The 20,552-nt window shown below is 59.4% G+C and carries 20 protein-coding genes; 7 read left to right on the top strand and 13 right to left on the bottom strand.

The genetic code is table 11. From position 1 onward, the window contains the following. Positions 1 to 140: 140 nt before the first annotated feature. Positions 141 to 329, bottom strand: coding sequence for a DUF2934 domain-containing protein (locus DOU54_RS15955; protein ID WP_004438121.1), 189 nt, complete (start codon positions 327 to 329; stop codon positions 141 to 143). A gap of 316 nt (positions 330 to 645) precedes the next feature. Then, positions 646 to 1,482: a helix-turn-helix domain-containing protein gene (locus DOU54_RS15960; protein WP_006698704.1), complete on the bottom strand. Its 837-nt coding sequence runs from the start codon at positions 1,480 to 1,482 to the stop codon at positions 646 to 648. A 134-nt stretch (positions 1,483 to 1,616) separates the two neighbouring features. Here DOU54_RS15960 and DOU54_RS15965 point away from each other — a divergent pair, with 134 nt between their 5' ends. Further along, positions 1,617 to 2,651, top strand: a complete 1,035-nt coding sequence (locus DOU54_RS15965; RefSeq protein ID WP_022563528.1) for a fatty acid desaturase — start codon at positions 1,617 to 1,619, stop codon at positions 2,649 to 2,651. Between the two features lie 20 nt (positions 2,652 to 2,671). Next, positions 2,672 to 3,418: a phosphate/phosphite/phosphonate ABC transporter substrate-binding protein gene (locus tag DOU54_RS15970; RefSeq protein WP_113731692.1), complete on the top strand. Its 747-nt coding sequence runs from the start codon at positions 2,672 to 2,674 to the stop codon at positions 3,416 to 3,418. Between the two features lie 64 nt (positions 3,419 to 3,482). Here DOU54_RS15970 and DOU54_RS15975 read toward each other — a convergent pair whose 3' ends face one another. From DOU54_RS15975 to DOU54_RS16000, 6 genes are all read right to left on the bottom strand, one after another. Further along, positions 3,483 to 4,970, bottom strand: coding sequence for an HAL/PAL/TAL family ammonia-lyase (locus tag DOU54_RS15975; protein ID WP_113731618.1), 1,488 nt, complete (start codon positions 4,968 to 4,970; stop codon positions 3,483 to 3,485). Positions 4,971 to 5,058: 88 nt separating this feature from the next. Next, positions 5,059 to 5,799 carry a histidine utilization transcriptional repressor HutC gene (hutC, locus tag DOU54_RS15980; protein WP_004438134.1) on the bottom strand — a complete coding sequence of 247 codons (741 nt, stop codon included), beginning with the start codon at positions 5,797 to 5,799 and terminating at the stop codon, positions 5,059 to 5,061. A 100-nt stretch (positions 5,800 to 5,899) separates the two neighbouring features. After that, positions 5,900 to 6,814, bottom strand: coding sequence for an ABC transporter substrate-binding protein (locus DOU54_RS15985; protein WP_022563532.1), 915 nt, complete (start codon positions 6,812 to 6,814; stop codon positions 5,900 to 5,902). A gap of 61 nt (positions 6,815 to 6,875) precedes the next feature. Further along, on the bottom strand, positions 6,876 to 7,547 hold the full coding sequence (locus DOU54_RS15990) for an ABC transporter permease (RefSeq protein WP_004438136.1): 672 nt from the start codon (positions 7,545 to 7,547) through the stop codon (positions 6,876 to 6,878). Next, positions 7,544 to 8,194, bottom strand: a complete 651-nt coding sequence (locus tag DOU54_RS15995; RefSeq protein ID WP_006698697.1) for an ABC transporter permease — start codon at positions 8,192 to 8,194, stop codon at positions 7,544 to 7,546. Before DOU54_RS15995 ends, DOU54_RS15990 begins: the two co-directional genes overlap by 4 nt. Continuing rightward, entirely contained in the window at positions 8,191 to 8,772 is a 582-nt protein-coding gene (locus DOU54_RS16000) for a hypothetical protein (RefSeq protein WP_193603376.1), read from the bottom strand. Before DOU54_RS16000 ends, DOU54_RS15995 begins: the two co-directional genes overlap by 4 nt. Before the next feature lie 168 nt (positions 8,773 to 8,940). On the opposite strand from DOU54_RS16000, the gene DOU54_RS16005 reads away from it, so the two are divergent. The 4 genes from DOU54_RS16005 to DOU54_RS16020 all read left to right on the top strand — a co-directional run bounded on the left by DOU54_RS16005 (position 8,941) and on the right by DOU54_RS16020 (position 13,751). Further along, positions 8,941 to 10,560, top strand: a complete 1,620-nt coding sequence (locus DOU54_RS16005) for an FAD-dependent oxidoreductase (RefSeq protein WP_113731619.1) — start codon at positions 8,941 to 8,943, stop codon at positions 10,558 to 10,560. Between the two features lie 112 nt (positions 10,561 to 10,672). Then, a complete protein-coding gene (locus DOU54_RS16010) occupies positions 10,673 to 10,852 on the top strand; it encodes a hypothetical protein (RefSeq protein WP_004438143.1) in 180 nt (59 codons plus the stop codon). A gap of 78 nt (positions 10,853 to 10,930) precedes the next feature. Then, complete coding sequence (locus tag DOU54_RS16015) at positions 10,931 to 11,788, top strand: SDR family oxidoreductase (RefSeq protein ID WP_022563535.1); 858 nt, start codon at positions 10,931 to 10,933, stop codon at positions 11,786 to 11,788. 181 nt (positions 11,789 to 11,969) lie between these two features. Beyond that, the gene (locus DOU54_RS16020) at positions 11,970 to 13,751 is read left to right on the top strand and encodes a thiamine pyrophosphate-binding protein (protein WP_113731620.1); all 1,782 of its coding nucleotides are present in this window, start codon (positions 11,970 to 11,972) and stop codon (positions 13,749 to 13,751) included. Between the two features lie 162 nt (positions 13,752 to 13,913). On the opposite strand, the gene DOU54_RS16025 is transcribed toward DOU54_RS16020, so the two are convergent. The 3 genes from DOU54_RS16025 to DOU54_RS16035 form a co-directional block, all read right to left on the bottom strand. After that, positions 13,914 to 14,228, bottom strand: coding sequence for a hypothetical protein (locus tag DOU54_RS16025; protein ID WP_022563537.1), 315 nt, complete (start codon positions 14,226 to 14,228; stop codon positions 13,914 to 13,916). 349 nt (positions 14,229 to 14,577) lie between these two features. After that, a complete protein-coding gene (locus DOU54_RS16030; protein ID WP_113731621.1) occupies positions 14,578 to 16,173 on the bottom strand; it encodes an EAL domain-containing protein in 1,596 nt (531 codons plus the stop codon). Between the two features lie 453 nt (positions 16,174 to 16,626). Then, entirely contained in the window at positions 16,627 to 17,475 is an 849-nt protein-coding gene (locus DOU54_RS16035; RefSeq protein WP_004438158.1) for a LysR family transcriptional regulator, read from the bottom strand. Positions 17,476 to 17,578: 103 nt separating this feature from the next. On the opposite strand from DOU54_RS16035, the gene DOU54_RS16040 reads away from it, so the two are divergent. Further along, positions 17,579 to 18,913, top strand: coding sequence for an aspartate aminotransferase family protein (locus DOU54_RS16040; RefSeq protein WP_113731622.1), 1,335 nt, complete (start codon positions 17,579 to 17,581; stop codon positions 18,911 to 18,913). A 30-nt stretch (positions 18,914 to 18,943) separates the two neighbouring features. On the opposite strand, the gene DOU54_RS16045 is transcribed toward DOU54_RS16040, so the two are convergent. Together DOU54_RS16045 and DOU54_RS16050 are read right to left on the bottom strand one after the other, a co-directional pair. Continuing rightward, complete coding sequence (locus DOU54_RS16045) at positions 18,944 to 19,570, bottom strand: GDSL-type esterase/lipase family protein (protein WP_037090987.1); 627 nt, start codon at positions 19,568 to 19,570, stop codon at positions 18,944 to 18,946. Positions 19,571 to 19,625: 55 nt separating this feature from the next. Further along, on the bottom strand, positions 19,626 to 20,537 hold the full coding sequence (locus tag DOU54_RS16050; protein WP_113731623.1) for a 2-dehydro-3-deoxygalactonokinase: 912 nt from the start codon (positions 20,535 to 20,537) through the stop codon (positions 19,626 to 19,628). Positions 20,538 to 20,552 lie beyond the last annotated feature (15 nt).

Raw genomic sequence — 20,552 nt, forward strand, 5'->3', positions numbered from 1 at the left:
GCGAGTGAGTTATCCGATGTCGGCCGGAACAGACAAAGACCGGCGGGCGCTGGTATTATCGCCCCGGAGATGAGCGACTGTTCAGGACGTTGCGCCGCTCCTGAACAGTCTGGCAGTTTTGTGGTGAAATTGAGCTTCTGTTACGTTTGCGGTGACAGGTTTTCCTCCGCTGCGCCGTCCGGGACCGGGGCGTCGACCGGACCGAATTCACTTTCCCACTCGGCACTTGCGGCATGCCACTGCTCTTCGTCCTGACCTTCCGGACGACCGGCCTGCTCCCACAGTTCGTAAGCGCGCTTCGAAATCCATTCCTCGCGATCGGTGCCCATTTCATTCTCCCTTTGAGGTGTGAAGCAATATTGTCCTGCCCCAACCTTCGCCACCAACGAAAGTTCCGGTGGCGCCGCGTGGGCATCAGGCAACCGTCACCATTGTTGTCCGCGAACATGGCGATCTCACTGAGGCGGACGGCGCGCCCGGTATTTTGGGAACAGGGCGAGCCCGGAACGGCGGAAGCAGCCGGAGCGTGGGAGGATGATCCCAAGCGGGCAGAGCGTGAACGACGCGGCGGCTCAGTCCGGATTTAGATCGCGTTGCAGGCCTTGTGTCGGATGATTTCTGGACGGCGGATGCCGAGGGCTCGCTTCACGAAACTTCGAGCGTCCTGACGAAGTCGGCAGTCTGGTGCGCGTGAACACGCGTGAAGCGGATCAACTCATCGAAGTGCCGCTGCATCTTTCGGATGGATTCAGCATTGTTCAGCACGAGATACATGCCGCCGACGAAAATCGCAGCGCGTTGCGATCCGAAAATCGTATAGGGCACGGAAAACCGTTCTTTCTCATTAAACAGGAACAATCTGAACGACGGATAGAGTTCATTGATCAGGTTTGACATGTACTGAAGCTGCTCGGCACGTATCTCCCTTTTCAGTCCCCGCCACATGCCGCTCCCCTGGGCAAAGGCCTCAAGTGTCTCGCGTGGCATACACACTTCCATGTCCGTGCCGGGTTGACGATTGTAATCGAGCCTGAATGCCGTTTCGCTTGCTTGCGCCTTGACGCTTTGATGCGCGGATCTCGCCTCGAAGGCGATGATCTGTGGCGTGCGGAGCAGGTCGGGAATGCGGGCCGGCACGTAGCGTATCTTGGAGCCCGCGGCCTCTGCATGCCACTTCATCAGGAGGGTGTCGGTGTAGTCTTCGCCACCTTCCTCTATCTCGAAGCTCGGGCGCAGTTCGCCCATCAGCCCCGGATCGTGCGAAATGCCAAGCAGCCAGTCCAGTGAAACGGAATGACGTTCGGCAATATTCAGAAGCGTTTCAACGCGCGGCAGCCGCGCCGAATCGCTTGATAGAAGTTGCGAGAGAGCCGATCGGTCGATCCCGATCTCGGCTGCAAAGGCCGAATGACTTAATCCGGAGCGGGAAACCAGCTCCGTCAGCCTGATGCGAAACAGGTTGGAAAGCGCGCGCTTGTCCACTTTTCACCTCGTTGTTTACAATTATCACCATATTCTACTTTTTGTGATCAAAATCAACGGTTGGTAACCATAATCCTGTTGTGTACCGCGCCCTGGGGTGTAAATCTCTCATTACATTCTAATCGAGGGATATTATGAGTGACATTGCCAGTGAATCCAACGCAGTAAGCCGGCCTCGCCCGAAGTCGCTCAGGATCGAGTGGCCGACGATAGGATTGCTGATCGTCTGTTATGGTCTCTGGGCCGGCGCTGGTTACGCCCTCTATCCGCTTTATCCGTTTGCAGCGCTTGTCTTGATGGGCATCGCTGTCGCGTTGCATTCATCACTTCAGCACGAGGTGCTGCATGGGCATCCGACCCGCAACGCAAGGCTCAATGAAGCGCTGGTGTTTGCCCCGCTCGGGATTTTCTATCCCTACCGCAGCTACAAGCGGACACATCTGCAGCACCATGCGGATGAGCGGCTGACGGACCCGTTCGATGACCCGGAAAGCTATTACCGCGCCATGGGCGACTGGGAGACTTTGCCTGGATTTTTAAAGACATTGCTCGGATGGAACAACACGCTGATTGGACGCCTTCTGATCGGTCCGCCGCTGATGGTCGTCGGATTCACGATATCGGAGTGGCGAAAGATCGCCAAAGGTGACCGGCGGGTCATCTATGCCTGGGTTCTGCATATGGCTGGTCTCATTCCCACGTTGCTGGTCATATCCCTGCTGTTCGGTATTCCGCTCTGGCAATATATCGGTGTCGCTGCCTATCTCGGCATTTCCATCATCGCCATCCGCTCCTATTGTGAGCACCAGTGGGCCGAGCGGCCGGACGGGCGAACGATCATCGTCGAGAACTCCGTTCTGGCCCCCCTGTTTCTCTACAACAACCTGCATTTCGTGCATCACAAGCTGCCGACTGCAGCGTGGTATAAGCTGCCATCGCTTTATAAGGCCAGACGCGCCGAATGGCAGACGATGAACGAGGGCTATGTTTTTGCCAATTACTTCGAGGTTTTCCGCGCTTTTGCCTTCCGTGCGAAAGAGCCGGTAGTGCATCCCGTATTGGGACGGCCCGAATTGGTTCCCGCAACAACGGCCGTGGCCTATGTGCCAACTGATTTCGTAGCCTACGTGATGCCCGATAATTCCTTGAGATCGGACGCCTCAACGTGACCTTGATAGCGGCGCTGCCGATGTATGACTGGCCGGAATTGCGTGCTGAGACCGATGCCGTGTGGGCGGGAATGCGCGTAAGATTTCTTGCGCAAGGTATCGGTGCTCCCGAGCGTCTTGTCCGGAGCAACGCAGATATGCCGCCTGTTCCCGGTGGCATTCGTGATGAGGCAGGATCCGTCATCGCTCCGGATCCTGCCACGCTTGATCCTTTCTCCCTCGATCTCGCAGTCTTGTGGCGCCATCCAAACCTTCTCGTTTCCCAGACATGCTGGGGTCCTATGGAGCTTGGCCTCGAAGATCACGTCGAGGTCGTCGGTCAGGGCAATTATGACGGGATCACAGGCGGCGCGGGTTCATTTTACTCAAGTGCCCTCATCGCCCGCATTGGTGAAGGCGGCGACGACGTCGCCCCGTCCGAGGAAGGCGAGGCAATTCTGCCGCTCGGATTTTTCAGTCAGAAAAGGCTGGCGTTTAATGAGCGCCGGTCCCTGTCCGGTTATCTCAGCCTCAAACGCGATTTACAGGCGGCCGGTCAAGGCCTCGCTATGTTGCGGGAACTGGTTGAGACTGGCTCGCACCGCGCTTCGGTGATTGCCGTTGCCCGCGGTGATGCCGATATTGCCGCGATTGATTGCAAATCCTGGATGATTGCCCAACGATATGAGCCGGCAGCAGCAGGCCTTCACGTTGTCGGCTGGACCGCGCGGCGCAGAGGCCTGCCCTTCATCCGCGCTAAGGGTATGGATATTAAACTCGCGATGTGACGGAGAAGCTGGAGACAGTGTGGCCGTCAATCGGTTTTGCATGTGCCTGTAGCGCCGCCTGATATCAGTTTGGCGGCGTGTTTTGCGACATAAGGGATCGGATAGCCTCGATGTCCGCCGAAGGCGGCCGGTCATCCGAGTAAGGGGCGACATGGGTGCGGAGCAGGCCGTAGAGCGCGTCGGTACCGGGCGCCCTTGCCGCAACGGATTGAATGAAATCATGCGCCTGTGTCGCCGCCATCCATTCTATCGACAGGATATATTCGGCATTTTCGATAATTGCGAGGAGCTTGTTGGCGGCGGCGGTTGGATGGGCCAGGAAGTCTTCTTGCAGAGCGGAGGTCAGCCCGCCATCGGTGGAAGCGGGCGCCGCAAGGCGCCGGTTTTCGTTGGACAGCGCAGCTGCGGTATATTGCGCGATCATGAAACCGGAATGGCTGCCGGGATCGGAAGCGAGAAATGGAGGAAGCCCGCTCACCAGAGGGTTGACGAGCCTGTCAATCCGCCGTTCGCTCATCGCCGCGATCTGGGAGAGTGCGATGGCAAGACTATCGGCTGCCTGTCCAAGGGCCGGGGCCACCGCGTGAGCCTGCGACCATACGATGGGCTCTTCCGGTGACCCGGCGAGCGCCGGATTGTCTGTCACGGAGGCCAGTTCTCGGTCGATGATGGTCGCGCAGCTATCGAACACATCGCGTGCCGCGCCATGCGCGTGGGGAATGGCGCGCAGGCTGAGGGCATCCTGTGTACGCTTGCCAAGCGACGCTTCGATGAGACCGCTGCCTTCAAGACGCGTCCCGAGGGCTTTTCCCACCGTTGCCATGCCCGGTGAGGAGCGTAGCGAGAGCACGGCTTCTTCGAAGGCCGACATCTGGCAACCGACCGCTTCCAGAGTCAGCGCGGCAATAGCATCCGCCCAATCAAGCAGCCGTGCTGCGCGTGCCAGAGCGACACTGGAGAGGCCCGTCGCACATGACGTGCCATTGACAAGGCTCAAACCTTCCTTGGCGCCAAGAACGAGCGGTTGAAGGCCCATTTCCGCCAAAGCGTCCCGACCGCTGAATGATTTGCCACCGAGCTTTGCCCTGCCTTCGCCAATCAACACGAGCGCAATATGGGCATTATGTATCAAATATCCGGCTGACCCTCTTGAGGGCACATCAGGGATACAGTCGCATTCCAGGAACCTCGTCAGATGGGCAACGATCTCCCTGCGGACACCGGAGTAACCATGGGCGAAGTTGGCTATTTGTGAGGCAATGATTGCGCGTACCTCGTGACGGCCAAGCAATGGGCCGACGCCGCAGGCGTGACTGAGAACGATACTGCGGGAAAGCTTTCCCTGGGCAGCGCGATCGACCACCGTGTCAGCCAGAGCGCCAACACCGGTGTTGACGCCATAGGCACGGATACCGTTTTCAACGATGCCGTCGACAATTCGGCTTGCCCTTTCGATCCGCCGGTAGGCTTCGTCCGAAAGGACGAGATGATCGCCTTGGCTCACAAGGGCGACATCGTGCCAGCTCAGGGCCTTGTCCAGCATGACCGTCATGAGGTTCTCCTCGGGGAACGCCGTCTAGACGGAAGACGACGACATTGTGTTGCCATTGACTGATCCGGTTTGTACGCCTGCCTGTGTATCAGGTGCTGTACAGGCGGTAGCGGCTTCCGGGATAGAGCAGGCGCACCGACGAGATGACGCCAACGTCAGACCATGTCCGGCGTCGCACCAGAAGGCAGGGCTCTGCTTTGGAGATCGCCAAAAGCTTGCATTCCCACGGCTGCGCCGTAACGGCCTCGATATGTTGTTCAGCCCTGATGATCGGTGCCACGGCGGTGAGATAGCCGTTCGGCGTTCTGGCGCTGAAGTCCTGATTGACGTAATCCGGGACGATCCCGTGGTTTACGAAACGATCTTCGATCTGCATCGGGACGGAATCTTCCGCGTGGACGATAATCGAATGAGCAACCGTCGCGCCCACATCGACAGAGAGCGCTTCGGCGAGTTCGGCATCGCATGTCTCCGTGCGAAGCAGAACGATCTTTGCCGTGTGAATGCCGCCATTCTGGTTGATCTCGTCGGCAATATTGGGAACACTTTGGAATTGGGACGTTCGCTTTTTACTTGCAACGAACGAGCCTTTGCCTCGGACACGGACCAGAAATCCTTCGTCCGCCAGTTCGCGCAGCGCCCGGTTGGCGGTCATGCGGCTGACACCGAGCATGTCCACCAGTTCATTCTCTGATGGTACACGCTGGCCGATCGACCATTCGCCCGTTTCGACGCGGCTGCGAACGTAGTCCTTGAGTTTGACGTAGAGCGGCGGGGAAATTGCCGCTTCATCCTGCCGATTTTCGACCTGTTTCTTTACCGTGTGCATGGGTTCCAAGTCGCTTGGTCGTCACAGCCCGAAATCTCGGCGTCTGACATAGGGAAATGCATGTATGCGGGTATGGGTGTGCCATACCCGCAAATGATGATCAGTTCAACTTGTGGGCCGTGAGCCACTCTTCGGCGACGACGTCGAAGCTGTCATGATTGGCCAGTCGACCGTTCATGACGATGAGATCCTTGGTGGTCAAGGCTGCGGATACGGCGTTGAGCGTCGTTGTTACGACATCGCTGACTTTTGGCGTCGCGATAACCGGGACGATGTTCTGTGCCGGGAAGAGGTTCTTCACATCTTCAAGAATGATGAGATCATTGGCGGCAATGGCGGGATCCGTCGAGAAAAGGTTTGCCGCCTGTACCTGATCGTTCACCAGCGCAGACAGCGTCAAGGGACCGCCGACATCGAGCGACTTGAAGGACTTGAACTCCAGGCCGTAAATGTCCTTGAGGCCGATGATGCCTTCTTTACGGGTTTTCCATTCCGGCGGACCGCCGAGCACCAATTCTGAGGCGACCGGTGCCAGATCGGCAATTGTCTTCAGCTTGTATTTCTCGGCGGTTGCGCGTGTCACGGCGACGCCGTCCGAGTCCTGTGCTTCAGAGGGCGTCAGCATCGACACGCCCTTTGGCAGAGCGGCCTTGAGCGCAGCCGCCACGTCCGCCGGTGCATGCGCCGTGGCGTTTTTGTCGAGATAGCTCAGCGTCGCACCCGCATATTCGGGCAGGAGATCGATCGAGCCGTCGAGCAGGGCGGGGATGTAGACCTCACGGCTGCCGATGCTGAGTTTCGTCTCCACCTTGATGCCCTTTGCAGCAAGCGCCTTGGCGTAGATGGTCGCCAGAAGCTGGCTTTCGGGGAAGTCGGCAGAGCCGACGATGATGGTCGAGGTGTCCGTTCGCGCCGCCGGAGCCGCGCCCAGCGGGTCGGTCTGGCCGAACGATGTGGTCGCCGAAAGCGCCATAAAGGCCAATGCGCCAGCGGCTTTTAAAATCCTGAATGCCATGCAGCTGCTCCTCTTGTTTTTTACTGGGTGAAAATGCGTCGGTCTTTCGGGCATGTCGCGCCTAATGGCGGCGCGTCAGTCCGGGTGAGATCGTCAGCTTCGAGATGATGCCTATCGTCAGGTCGACGGCCAGCGCCAGAGCGCCAACAAGCACGGCGCCCGCTGCCATCTGATAATAGTCGTTTTGCGCCCGCCCATCGATGATCAAGCGGCCCAGTCCGCCGAGTGACACGTAAGCGGCGATCGTTGCGGTTGAAATGATTTGCAATGTCGCGCTGCGCAGACCGGAAAAGATCAGCGGCAGTGCGCATGGCAGTTCCACGTCGAAGAGAATGTCGAGCGGGCGTTTGCCCATGCCGCGCGCCGCATCGACCGCGGCCGGATCAACCGCCGCAACGCCGGCATATGTGCCATTCATGATGGGCGGCACCGCCAGAAGCACCAGAACGACGATGCTGGGGAGAATAAAGGCCATGTCTGACGAAAAGACGGGTCCGAACAGGATTACCAGCAGAACGATCAGGCCAAGGCTCGGAAGTGCACGTAAGGCATTGGCGAGACCGGCGATCAGGAAAACGCCACGGCCGGTGTGTCCGACATAGAGGCCGACCGGCAGGCCGATCAGGCACGCAAAAAAGAGGGCGATGGAACTATACACCAGGTGCTGCACAATAAGCGCGAAGACACCGTCATTGCCGGTCCAGTGTGCCGGGTTTGAAAACCAGTCGATCATCTTTCAGCACCTCCAGCCTGCCACGGTGTGAGACGACGCGCGATGAAAAGCACAATGCCATCCAGAAGGACCGCCAGAACAATACACAGGATAATGCCTGCAATGATCGGTGTCAGAAAGCGCAGTTGCAGTCCCTGTGTGAAAAGCAGGCCGAGCTGGGGTGTCCCCACGAGCGCCGCGACCGAGACGATGCTGACATTCGAAACCACGGCTACGCGCAGGCCCGCTGCAATCACGGGAACGGCGAGGGGAAGTTCGACGAAGAGCAGACGGTGCATGGGGCGATACCCCATGGCATTTGCGGCCTGGACAACATCCGGCGACACCGACTCCAGTCCGTCGCTGACGGTTCGCACCAGAAGAGCCAGCGCATAGATCGTCAGTGCGACGACGACGTTCAGAGGATCGAGGATGCGTGTACCCAACACGAGCGGCAGAAGGACGAACAGCGCCAGCGAAGGAATGGTGTAAAGCAGCCCGGCTGCGCCGAGCATTGCGGAGCGAAAAAGACCTGCCCGCTGCGCGAGCCATCCGAGGGGCAGCGCCAGGATGAGTCCGATCACAACGGGGATGACGGAAAGCCATACGTGCCAGGCGAACAGTTCGGCGATGCGGCCGGATTCGCGGTATAACCAGTCGAACCTCATGACCTCGTCCCCTGACGGCCGTTGCGCGCGGCCTCAATCGCGGCCACAACATCAGGCAAGGTCACAGTGCCAACGAGTTCGCCGGACGGCCTCACAATCACGCCCCGGCCTGAAGGTGAACTGAGCGCCGCGTCGAGGACTTGGCGCAGGCTGCTTCCCTCGACAGCAAGGGTCCCGCTGAGATTAAGGTCGCCTTCGCGCACGGTATTTCCGGTGCTTTCAACGTCCACCCAGCCGAGCGGACGATTTGCGGCGTCGGTTATCAGGACCCAACGGTCTGTGGCAATCTGACGGAGTGACTCGGGACTGGTGCCGAGGGGCGCCGTCGGCTCCTTGCCGAGAGAAATGCCTTCCTTGAACTCGGCGAAACCGAGGATCCGGTAGCCGCGATCGCGGCCGATGAAGTCTGCGACGAATTCATCCGCCGGCCGCGCAAGCAACTCCTGTGGCGTGGCAATTTGCGCCAACGTACCGCCGGTGCGCAGCACCGCCACCTGGTCCCCAAGTGGCCCGTTGGCTGGAACGGCGCGGCTTTGAAATTGCTCTTCATCTGCATGGTTCCGAAGCCGCTGCCGCATTAGCTCTTCTCTCGCACTCGGGTTTGCGTCCCGCGAGCTCTCTGGCTAGCCTGTACGGCGCTCCCGCCCGGGGGGGCGAGTGGCGCGAAGTGAACGGTGAAAACTTGGCGTTGCAAGGCACCCCCCACCTTCCGTTAGTGTGGAAATGATCCGTGGAAGCGAGGGGTGATGGTCGAATACAATCCGGGCGCGTCTTCGATATCGTTTCAGGTTTGCGTTATTGGGGCGGGGCCGGTCGGGCTCGCGCTTGCCTTTGCACTCGAAAGACAGGGCGTAAGTGTTCTGCTGGTGGAGGCAGGCCGAAGTGGTCATGATGGACGGCTTGCCAGCATTACAAACCACCACCATGCGCCTCTGGCTTCTTCGACAGCAGGAGGGCTCGGAGGAACCACGTCACTGTGGGGCGGGCGTTGTGTGCCGTTCGATGACATTGATTTTCTCGAGCGTGCGCATGTTCCCAATTCCGGGTGGCCGATCGGTCATGGGAGTATAAGCCGCTATTATGCCGATGCCCTGCACTTTCTGAATGTCAGGGCTTCGGCTCTGTCGCCGGGCGTCGGTGCTTCACCGGCAGGAGATGTCCATCTTGACTCTATCGAGTGGTGGAGCAGCCAGCCGGACCTTGGCGTGACATGCCGGGAGCGAATTGAAAAATCCCGTTTGATACATTTTCTTTCGGATACATCCGCAACGACAATCGATGTCGACGCCACGGGGGCGGTTACGGATGTCCGGCTCAGCAACGGGCATGGCGACATGCGTGTTCCGGTAACGACGCTTGTGCTGGCCTGCGGCGGCGTGGGCAATGTCCGCTTGCTTCACGAACTACGCAAGAAACAGCCCGAGCGTATTTCTCCGACGCTCGGGCATTATTATCAAGGCCATCTTACCGGTTATATTGCCGTGATCGAGCTTGAGAATGACGCCACGGTGGAACAGCTGTCTTTTCAAAGAGCGCCTTCCGGCGGAATTTTCCGTCGAAGGTTCCAGCTTTCCGGGCATGTTCAGCAGCGTCTAGGTCTGCTCAATTCCGTCTTCTGGCTTGATACTATCTCCATATCGAACGCGATTCACCATTCTGCCGGTCTTTCCGCCCTCTTTCTCGCCCTGCAATTAACCGGACTTTACGGTCTTCTGGCCAAGGGTAAGGCCGCAGGGTCCCGCCTGACCACAGGCGTTCGTTATCGCGAGCATTTCCGGAATCTGGTCCCTACATTGTCGGCTTTTCGCGATCTGCAGGCCACAGTCGGCCAGCTCCTCCGCCGCCGCGATCGCAATAAACCGCTCGTGAATCCGGCACGGCGCTATCTCCTGCGTTATCACGCAGAGCAGATACCTGATCACGCCAGCACGGTTCTGCCGCCTCCCGCCGGCGTGGAGGATCGGCCCGCCGCTGTTGCCATAGACTATCGGGTCAGCGAGGAAGATCTGGAGTCGATCGAAAAATCCCATGCTTTTCTGGATCAGTGGCTGCGGGAAAATGGGGTAGGGAAGCTCGACTTTCTACACCCCTCTTCGGAGCGGCGGCAGGCTCTTCGTGTTCAGGCCTATGACGGGTTCCATCAGATCGGCTTGACCCGGATGGCCGCAACAGCCGATGCGGGCGTGGTGGATAGTGACTGCAAGGTCCACGGTATCGCCAATCTCTATGTCGCCGGGAGCTGCGTGTTCCCGACGGGCGGGCACGCCAATCCCACCTTGCCGGCCGTGGCGCTTGCCATGCGGCTTGCCGACCATCTGGGCCAAAAGCTCAAGGGCCACGAGCCAGCGTTCCACGCCGGTCCGTGAAATACGTCCTCACGAAATGTTAAATCTCGGAACTCCTTTCGGGCCGCGCAGTTCGACTGGTGCGGGCCATGAGGCGCGCGAGTGATAAATCACCAACATGAGGAGACATACCATGGCAAATCAGGGTGGTACGCACGAACAGCACGTGAAAGCAGGCCAGCAGAGCCATAAAGGCAGCGATAAGCGTTCGCAGTCTGCATCGGCCTCCGGCGGCGGTGACAACGGCAAAACCCGCGGCGGCACGCATGAGCAGCATGTAAAGGCCGGCCAGCAGAGCCATAAAAACTCCTAGTGACTACCGATAGCCGAAAGATCCCCGCGCGCGCCGCGGGGATTTCTTTGTTTATTTTGTGAAAGACAGGAAAGCTCCATGACCGGTTACCCGCAGCCCCCTTTTCCAGAACAGCAACAGAAAATCCCAGGCCGTACCAATGAGATGTCACCTGTTCCTGATCACGGTGAAAAGACCTATGTAGGGTCTGGCCGACTGGAGGGAAAAAAGGCGATCATTACCGGTGGCGATAGCGGTATCGGGCGGGCAGTCGCCATCGCTTATGCGCGCGAGGGCGCCGATATATTGATAGCGTATCTCGACGAACACGATGACGCTGAAGAAACGAGGCGTCTGGTAGAGGAAGCCGGACGCAGGGCGGTTCTGGTGGCGGGCGACATCCAGTCATCCTCCCATTGCCGCCAGATTGTCGAAAAGGCCCGTACGGAACTGGGCGGCATCGACATCCTCGTCAACAACGCGGCCCATCAGAACACCTTCACCGAAATAGAAGACATCAGTGACGACGAGTGGGAGATGACTTTTGCCGTCAATATCCACGCAATGTTCTATCTGACGAAGGCAGCCGTTCCACACATGAAGGCCGGGGCGGCAATCATCAACACCGCCTCCGTCAATTCCGACAGTCCCAATCCGACTCTCCTTGCTTATGCGACCACGAAGGGCGCGATCCAGAATTTTACGGCTGGCCTGGCGCAGCTGCTGGCGGAAAAAGGCATCCGGGCGAATGCGGTCGCGCCCGGTCCGATCTGGACACCCCTCATACCGTCCACCATGCCCGCGGAAAAAGTAGCCGAGTTTGGCAAGCAGGTGCCGATGAAGCGCCCGGGCCAGCCGGCCGAGTTGGCGACAACCTATGTCATGCTGGCTGAGCCTCTGTCGAGCTATGTGTCCGGCGCAACCATAGCCGTGACCGGCGGCAAGCCGATCATCTGAACCCGGTGGGCAAGCCGTGTGGAGGGGCGCGTGCCTGGGTGACGGGTCTGCTGCCTTGGGGCTCGCTTCGGCCGCGGCGATGACCCCGACAGCGTCGTATCGTGGAGCCGAATACGACTCTCTTGGAAAATGAGCATCCCGACGGCAATCGGCGGGGTGCGACAGGAGCGAGGAACGGACAATGACCACAGCAGCCGATATTCTGGTGGAGACATTGATCGAATGGAACGTCGATACCGTCTTCGGTCTTCCGGGCGATGGTATCAATGGCGTGATGGAAGCGCTGCGCAAGCGTCAGGACGCCGTAAGGTTTATCCAGACCCGGCATGAGCAGTCTGCGGCCTTCATAGCGACGGCCTACGCCAAATGGACGGGAAAGCTGGGGGTCTGTCTCGCGACCTCGGGACCCGGCGGCACCAATCTGCTGACAGGCCTCTATGATGCCAAACTCGATCAGGTTCCTGTCCTTGCGATCACCGGGATGCAATATCATGACCTAGTCGAAACCTTCACGCAGCAGGATGTTGACCTGACACGGGTCTTTGAAGATGTCAGCGTCTACAATACTGTTGTCAGCGACGCGGCACATATGGAAAATGTCGCCAGCCTTGCCTGCCGGACCGCTCTCGCCCGCCGCGGTGTGGCGCATCTTTCGGTCGCCAACGACACGCAGGAAAAGCCGGCAGAAGAGGAAGGCCGATCCCGGCGAAACCTGCCGAGGCACGTTCCGAATGAATGGTTCTCTTACCGCCACGAACCCGCTGACAATCTTGTCCGAGAGGCCGCCGGCTTGCTCAACGACGGAAAAAGGGTGGCTATCCTGGCCGGGCGCGGTGCTATCGAAGCGCGCGACCAGCTGAAGCAAAGCGCGGAACTGCTGGGCGCACCGGTGGCGAAGGCGCTTCTCGGCAAGGCGGCCTTGGATGATGACGACCCATACACCACCGGCGGTATCGGTATCCTGGGCACTGCACCATCCCAGGAAATCATGAAAAACTGCGACACGTTGCTGATTGTCGGATCGACTTTTCCCTATATCGAATTTTACCCTGATCCCCGGGCAGTCAAGGCAGTCCAGATCGATCTCGACCCGCAACGCATTGGGCTTCGTCATCCGGTGCAGTGTGGCCTTGTGGGCGATGCGGGCGACATATTGCGCCGCCTGAACGCCATGCTGGACAAAAAGGGCGACCGGTCTTTTCTTGAAGCCGCACAGGACCAGATGCGCGGGTGGCGTGAGCAGATGGCGCTTCTCACCTCGGACCGCTCGCACCCATTGAAGCCGCAGCCGGTGGCTCATGCCTTCGGGCGACGCATGGGTTCGGACGCAATGCTCGTGACCGACTCAGGCCAGAATACCGAGTTGGCGGCGCGCCACATCGATCTTAGGACCACAAATGCCTTTTCCGTTTCAGGTGCACTCGCCTCGATGGCCTCCGGTTTGCCCTATGCAATTGCCGCAGGACTGGCGTGTCCCGGCCGGCATGTGCATGCGGTTGTGGGCGATGGCGGCCTTGCAATGCAACTGGGCGAATTTTCCACCGCCGTGCGGCATCGCCTGCCGCTCAGGATCCTGGTCATATGCAATGGAATGTTGAACCAGATCGCCTGGGAGCAGATGATGTTCCTCGGCCACCCGCAATTCGCCTGCGAACTCGCGCCGATCGACTTTGCCGCGGCGGCAGATGCAATGGGGGGAAGAGGTTTCACGATCTCCACATTTGATGAGATCGAGCGGGTTCTTGACGAGGCGTTCGCAGTGGAGGGACCGGTCATTATCCAGGCCAATGTCGATAGATACGAACCGATGATGCCACCGAAAATGCCGAAGGATTACGCAGCAAACTTCAAGAAGGCTCTACCGGAAACCTCTGGCCATCAGCGGATCGAAGAAAACATCGCGCGCGAACCGCTGCTGACGATGATGCGGGGCGGAGAGAACGCTGAAACCGAGGGGGACTGATCGGTGCCGGTTGGGAAGGGAGGTGACCGCCCGTGGCTGATTGTTCAGCCACGCAGGCCTCCTGAACGGTTTCCCCGGCATTCATGTTGCACGCATCGGATGTCATGACGTCATGGACGTCATCAGCGCCTCTGGTTGGCGAACACACGATCGGTTTACGGTTCAATGCTGTGCATGCTGTTCATTGCGCTTGCGGGTGGCCGCAGCTTTCTTGGCGGAGGCGGACCGTTCGGTCTTGGGTCTCGCAGCCGCGGCCTCGCCGCCCTTGCGGCCACCCTTTTTCGATGGCGCGTGGTTTTCCGCGTGTCCGCGGCCGGCGCCGGATTTCTTGCCACCGCCGCTCTCCTTGTTCACCGTGGCCCAGGCCCTGCGTTCGGCCTCTTTTTCGGGTACGCCACGATCCTCATATCCTTCTTCGATATGTTCGGCCTTGCGCTTCTGCTTGTCCGTATAGGACGATTTGTCGCCGCGGGGCATCGCGTTTCTCCTGTTGTTGAACCGCCCCTAACTCGCCTCGCCAGATGATGTTCCCGCCGGCTGAGGTTCGCGCTTTTCTCTCAGGGGTATCAATTGCTGCCCCTGGGATGCGCATGAAGTCAAAAAACGCCTTTCAGGGAACAATTGCCGCAGTGCCCGGTTCGAGGGCGGCCCGTCCGATGGGCTGTGTGGCCAAGCGCTCCGAAACTGCCCCTGGCTTGGTCACCGTGGACGACCTCCCCAACTGGCCTCCTCCAAGATGCTTTTGGGGAGGTCTCTTTTTGAGATATCGCAGTTTCAACCTGTGTTGCCTGCCAGCCCGGGATTCGACCTCGCACACGACCATGTCCTATTTGCCCGCCGCCTTGATGATTTCGGGAGAGACGCCGTATTTCTGCTTCGTGTGACGGTGGTAGGCAAGGAATTCGCTGGCGGGAAGCGCTTTCGCAAACAGCCATCCTTGACCGAAATCCACACCCTGACCTTCCAGATAGTCCCGCTGGTCTTCCGCCTCGATACCTTCTGCCACGGTGAACAGGCCAAGCGCTTTCGCCATGCCGATGATGTGTGATGTGACCGAACTCGTTGCGGTATCTTTGCCCACCGTGTCGACAAAGGATTTGTCTATCTTCAACGCGTCCAGGGGAAGGCCCTGCAAATATTGAAGGCTGGAGTAGCCGGTTCCGAAATCGTCGATCGCCACCGAATGGCCGCGCTGGCGCGCCTCGGCAAGGGTGACCTTTGCCGCGTTGATGTCGATGAAGCCACGCTCGGTGGCCTCAAGCCAGATCTGCTCGGGCCGGATGTCTGTATGCTGAAGCTTGCTGGCGATGACCGCGAGAACACGCCCAGACTTGATGTCGTCCGCGCAGAGATTAATGGCGATGTGCAGGGTTCGGTCCTCGACAAGCACCTTGCGAAGATCGGCGATGACGGCGTCGATGACCTGATCGGTGATCGGCATGATCAGGCCGCTTTCTTCCGCCAGGGGGATAAACAGGTCGGGGCGGACAAGCGTACCGTCCGGCCGCCTCCATCGCACCAGCGCTTCCGCCCCAACGCAGATGCCCGTCTTCAATTCCACGATGGGCTGGTAATGAACGATGAATTCCCGTTTGCGAACGGCTATCTCGAGCTCCGCGAGTGGCGACAGGCGCTTCTTCGACAACCATGCCACGATGCCGACCACAAAGGCCGCGACAATTGCCCCGGCGGGAAGAAACAAGAGCCGTTCACGCCGCACCTGCTCTGCGACGTTGGAACGTGGCTCCATCGCAATCGCCACCAGATCGTCATGGCGGCTGACAGCATAGATGGTGTCTTCCGTCATGCCCTTTTCGGGCTTGCCGAGCGGTGCCGGCACCAGGGCGCGGTCAGGTGCATTCAGTTCATTTATCAAAATGCCCCGGTCGTTCGTAAGAGCGAGGGACATGCTGTCGTCCATGAGGATGTCGACAAAACGCGAGGGTTTGACAAGTGCGCCGTGCGCGCCGTGGTGAAGGGCGATCATCCGTGTGCCGCGACTGGCGCTTGGCTCCACGCGAATAGCCACCTCTAATCCCTGACCGGTCGTAAAATCGATCGGCGATTGGCGTATCGTTTCCTGGGTGGCTCCCCAGGAGGTGCATTTTAGAATGCCGTTTTCGAAATATCCGATTTCTTCCACTGACGGTTCATTTATCGTCAGTCTGCGCATCAGTTCTATGTGGTCGTTGGAACAGGGATGCAAGCGGGCAGCTTCCACCTCATCGAGCGCATTCTCTGCGTCCCTGAACGTGTCCGACGCCCGTTGAATAGCCTGATCGGCAAGCGTCTTCAAAATGTCCTGATCCTTCCTGACCGCGATGATCCATGATGCGTAGGCCATGGTGGCGATCGGTATCATCGCGCCGAGAAGCCCCAGAATTATTCCAGTCGTGATGACGCGGTTTCGTCTTGTTTCCATCACCGGTCCCTCGGCATGTGCAATGCTGGCCCCATAGCCATCAACCCCATGAGATATTTCTGCCGCAGATGGTCGCCTGCCGATGTGCACCCGGAAGGGGCGTCCGAAGGTTTGACCAAATGGCTGCCCTGATCGCTGGATACACGTTTTCGTTGAGCAGGTCTTGATCCGATCTGATCCCTCGACGCAATTCCAAGCTCTGTCGGAATTATCTCAACGATCCGGTCTGCCGTTACGCCGGATTCTTACGGGTGGTTTCTCGGGCTTTGTTAAGGGTCGCTGTTCATCTGAGGTTCATGTGCAGGAGGCGAATTTGTCTCCGGTCGCTCCGCCCAGCGGCACGATAGAGGCTCGTTGTTTTAAAAGAACAACGGGCCTCTTTTGGTTCTGGGGCAAAACTGTATTGCGTTCATCCAAAAGCCGCGCGAATGCGGTGGCCTTGGGTGGAATGTTTCAAGGGGTCAACCCTGGAAGAACGGCACGGATGTGATCACCCAAAGCCCTGGCCGCCGGGGAGCTCTGCGGGCCGGAGCATTCGATTGCTATGCCGATTGTCGGCAGCGGAGGCAGCCAGCTTTTAACGACATGCAGATCCGGTGGAACAGCGGTTCTCGTGAGCACGCTGATGGCATGGCCGGATCGCGCAATTGCGATGAGACCCGCAAGGCTGTTGCTGGCAAAGGCGATCCTGTAGCGGCGATTGGCTGTTTCCATGGCGTTGCACGCCGCGCGATGATCCAGGGTCGCCGGTGCCGAAAGAGCGAGCGGCAGCACATCCTTGGCAAGAAGTTCCGTGTCCGGCCTGTCCGCCACCCAGACGAAGCTTTCCCTTCGAAGAACCTCGGAGTGATCCGGTTCCGAGCGCGAAACCAGCGCCATGTCGATCTGACGGCGCTGAAGGAGAGGGCGCAGCTCTATCGTTGGCGCGCAGACCATACGCAAATCCACTTCCGGATAGGTGGCGCAGAAGCCCCTGAGCAATTCGGGAAGAAAGGCGATGGAATAATCTTCGGGACATCCGAGGCTAACCGTGCCTTGGACCGTGGCGCCGTTCATGTCGGCGAGGATTTCGTCATGACGGGCAAGCAGGGTGCTGGCATGGGCCAGCAGTTTTTCGCCCGCCGCCGTCACCCGTACGCCCGCACCGGTTCGTTGCAGCAACGGTTGCCCCACCTGTTCTTCCAGCCGCTGCATCTGTGTGCTGAGCGCCGATTGCGTGCGCCCCACCTGCGTCGCTGCGGTGCTGATGGAGCCTGCGCGGGCAACGGTGACAAAGTTCTTCAGAAGTGTGAGATCAAGCATGGCGATATCAAAATTATCTATATCCGCTTGAAATACTATCAATTGGACTGCCGCTGCAAGAGCCTGTTATCGTCCGGCAAAATCAGACACAGGGAACCTCGGCATGGACGATCTTTCGAAGAACTTCACATCGTTGAATGCGGAGCCGGCCTTCTGGGCGGCGGCCAACAGACATCTCACCCGTTATGGGCCTGCCTTCGAGGAGATCATTGTTGAGCGGGCCGAGGGGAGTTTCGTTTATGATGCGGATGACCGTGCCATCCTCGATTTCACCTCCGGCCAGATGAGCGCCCTGCTCGGGCACACCCATCCCGACATCGTCGCCACCGTCAACCGGCAGATGGCGTCGGTTGCGCATCTGTTTTCCGGGATGTTGTCCCGTCCCGTGGTCGAGCTCGCGGCGAGGCTGGCAGCTCTCGCGCCGGGTCTCGACCGGGTACAATTGCTGACTACGGGCGCCGAATCCAACGAGGCGGCCATCCGTATGGCGAAGCTCGTCACCGGTGGTCACGAGATCGTCGCTTTCGCCCAGAGCTGGCACGGAATGACCGGCGCGGCGGCTTCCGCGACCTATAGCGCCGGCCGCAGGGGCTATGGCCCTGCAACGGCTGGCTCGCTCGTCATCCCCGCACCGAACGCCTATCGTCCGCGATTCACGAATTCTGATGGATCGAATGACTGGAAGGCGGAGCTTGATGACGCCTTCGAACTGATAGACCGCCAGTCCACCGGCAATCTTGCCGCCTTCATTGCCGAACCAATTCTGTCGAGCGGTGGCATCCTCGAATTGCCCGTCGGCTATCTTGCTGCGCTCAAGAAGAAGTGCGTCGAGCGCGGCATGCTGCTCATCCTCGATGAAGCCCAGACAGGGGTCGGAAGGACCGGGCACATGTTCGCCTTTCAGCGGGATGGCGTTACACCCGACATCATGACGCTTTCAAAAACGCTGGGGGCCGGCCTCCCGCTCGCCGCGGTAATGACCAGCGAGGAGGTGGAGCAGAAAGCCTTTGAGAGAGGTTTTCTCTTCTATACGACCCACGTGTCGGATCCGTTGCCTGCGGCTGTCGGCGTTACGGTTCTCGACGTGGTGGCCCGCGATGGCCTTGTCGAGCAGGCAATCGCCCGTGGCAACCGCCTGAAGGAAGGCCTTCTGTCACTTCAACAGCGGTTCGAGTGTGTCGGCGACGTGCGCGGCCGCGGGCTTCTGCTGGGGCTAGAGGTCGTGGCCGACAGGCATACGAAAGCGCTCGGTTTCGAGCTCGGCGCCCGCATCATGCAGGAGGCGATGCTGCGAGGGCTCAGCATGAACATCGTCAAACTGCCCGGCATGGGCGGTGTTTTCCGCATTGCGCCGGCGCTCACCGTATCCGATGCCGAGATCGACCTCGGGCTGGAAATACTGGCGGACTCAATCGAATCCGCCCAGGCGACGCGGTAGCTTGTCGATGCCGGGCTTCTTTCCTGAAAATCAGGCGAGAAGCGCCGGCGTCTTCCGAAGTGCTTCCGCCCAGACCGCGTAACCTGCGGTGTTAAGGTGAACCAGGTCGGGAAGATAATAGCGGAACATCGGCAGGCCGTTTTCCCCCATAAGGCCGGCATTCGGGTCCAGCCAGACGGCGTCGTTGGAGTTTTCGCACCAGTCCTGCGCCATGCGGTTGAAAAGGTCGAATTCGCCACGATAAATCCAGCGCGCGGGGCTGTGCTTGATGGCCAGAACAAAAACCTGCGTCTGCGGCAGCGCCTGCAGGATGCGATGCCTGAGCGCCTGCAGATGTTGCAGCGCCGTGGCCGCCTTTAAGCCATCGCTGGCTATGTCGTTCTCGCCGAAATAGAGCGCCACTCTCCGGGGTCTCAGCGGCAGCAGGAGTTTTTCCATGTAGTGAACGGCCGAGAGGCAGGTGCCGCCGCCAAAGCCGAGATTGACGATGTCGAGCGTGCCCAGATCCTCGGCGATGGAGTTCCATATCCGGAAAGATGAGGAGCCATAAAAGGCAATCGGGTCCTCCGGCAGCCCGAGTCGCTGAAGGCGCGTCAGGATGGTGAGGATATCGTTTTCGTGACGGCTGGTGCCGATGCTGGCCGGGTAATCGTACATGTTGGTCCCTGGTATTGTGAAGGCCGGACACCAGGTGTCCAGCCGGCTTTTCCATTCAGGAAAGCGTCTTCTGCAGAACCGCCAGGGCTCCCTTCGTCAACGCGTCGTCATCGCCCATTGATATTCTGAGGCCGAATTCGCCAGCGGCAATCAGATAGAGATCGTTGAGCCCATCATTGCCCACAATCGCCGCATCGTCTCCCTCTGCGTACCATCCCGCATCGCGGGCCTGCCGAAATTCCTGTCCGATGACCAGCCCACGGACATAAGACCGCAGCTGCTGTGCCGACAGTTTGCCGGCGAGCCCGCCTGTGCGTGCGGAAAACAGCAGCGACAGCATGGCTGCGGATTTTTTGGCCTCTTTCAAACCCCACAGGTATGCCTCCGGATCGTCGACCGGCGGCTGTGCGGAACCGCGCGCGATGAAGGAGTGATTGATAAGGAGGTTGAAGATTTCACCGGTCACGAATGTCTGGAAACCGTCGATTCGCCCTGCCTTCACCCGTGCCCATTTGCTGTGTGTTCCGGGGACGATGAGGGTGACGTCTTCCGTAAGGCCGTGGCCGACTATCTGGGTTTCCTCGCCGCGCATGACATCCGGAAACGGCTGGCGGCCGGGGTCGTTCAGGCCTGGCAGGAATACAAGGTCGGACCCATTGGGCAACGTCCTGCGCACCGTGCCGGCGGCAAGTTCCGCCGGTCCCGCCGGGCAGGACACATAGGCCACCTCGACCCAGCCGTTGCGGCTGGTGATCATGCCGAGCGCGGCCACGGGCAGAGCGCCGTGTTTTGAAAACCAGGGGGCGAGTGCGCTCATGAGGGCAGGCTCATATTGCCCTTCGGCAAGGCTCGAAATGCCGTCGGCGGTTTCCAGATGTTCAAGTTCCGCCCCGCCGTTACCGACAAGCGCCGCTCGCAATGATGTCGTTCCCCAATCGACGATGATCGATGTCGCCCGTGCTGCCATTTCCCTGAACCTCCT

Source organism: Agrobacterium sp. MS2 (genome assembly GCF_003261015.1).
Classification (GTDB): domain Bacteria; phylum Pseudomonadota; class Alphaproteobacteria; order Rhizobiales; family Rhizobiaceae; genus Agrobacterium; species Agrobacterium pusense.

Coding starts and splice junctions, on each gene's coding strand:
- DOU54_RS15955 (WP_004438121.1), bottom strand. CDS start 329: ATGGGCACCGATCGCGAGGAATGGATTTCGAAGCGCGCTTACGAACTG.
- DOU54_RS15965 (WP_022563528.1), top strand. CDS start 1,617: ATGAGTGACATTGCCAGTGAATCCAACGCAGTAAGCCGGCCTCGCCCG.
- DOU54_RS15970 (WP_113731692.1), top strand. CDS start 2,672: ATGTATGACTGGCCGGAATTGCGTGCTGAGACCGATGCCGTGTGGGCG.
- DOU54_RS15975 (WP_113731618.1), bottom strand. CDS start 4,970: ATGACGGTCATGCTGGACAAGGCCCTGAGCTGGCACGATGTCGCCCTT.
- hutC (WP_004438134.1), bottom strand. CDS start 5,799: ATGCACACGGTAAAGAAACAGGTCGAAAATCGGCAGGATGAAGCGGCA.
- DOU54_RS15985 (WP_022563532.1), bottom strand. CDS start 6,814: ATGGCATTCAGGATTTTAAAAGCCGCTGGCGCATTGGCCTTTATGGCG.
- DOU54_RS15990 (WP_004438136.1), bottom strand. CDS start 7,547: ATGATCGACTGGTTTTCAAACCCGGCACACTGGACCGGCAATGACGGT.
- DOU54_RS15995 (WP_006698697.1), bottom strand. CDS start 8,194: ATGAGGTTCGACTGGTTATACCGCGAATCCGGCCGCATCGCCGAACTG.
- DOU54_RS16000 (WP_193603376.1), bottom strand. CDS start 8,772: ATGCGGCAGCGGCTTCGGAACCATGCAGATGAAGAGCAATTTCAAAGC.
- DOU54_RS16005 (WP_113731619.1), top strand. CDS start 8,941: ATGGTCGAATACAATCCGGGCGCGTCTTCGATATCGTTTCAGGTTTGC.
- DOU54_RS16010 (WP_004438143.1), top strand. CDS start 10,673: ATGGCAAATCAGGGTGGTACGCACGAACAGCACGTGAAAGCAGGCCAG.
- DOU54_RS16015 (WP_022563535.1), top strand. CDS start 10,931: ATGACCGGTTACCCGCAGCCCCCTTTTCCAGAACAGCAACAGAAAATC.
- DOU54_RS16020 (WP_113731620.1), top strand. CDS start 11,970: ATGACCACAGCAGCCGATATTCTGGTGGAGACATTGATCGAATGGAAC.
- DOU54_RS16025 (WP_022563537.1), bottom strand. CDS start 14,228: ATGCCCCGCGGCGACAAATCGTCCTATACGGACAAGCAGAAGCGCAAG.
- DOU54_RS16030 (WP_113731621.1), bottom strand. CDS start 16,173: ATGGAAACAAGACGAAACCGCGTCATCACGACTGGAATAATTCTGGGG.
- DOU54_RS16035 (WP_004438158.1), bottom strand. CDS start 17,475: ATGCTTGATCTCACACTTCTGAAGAACTTTGTCACCGTTGCCCGCGCA.
- DOU54_RS16040 (WP_113731622.1), top strand. CDS start 17,579: ATGGACGATCTTTCGAAGAACTTCACATCGTTGAATGCGGAGCCGGCC.
- DOU54_RS16045 (WP_037090987.1), bottom strand. CDS start 19,570: ATGTACGATTACCCGGCCAGCATCGGCACCAGCCGTCACGAAAACGAT.
- DOU54_RS16050 (WP_113731623.1), bottom strand. CDS start 20,537: ATGGCAGCACGGGCGACATCGATCATCGTCGATTGGGGAACGACATCA.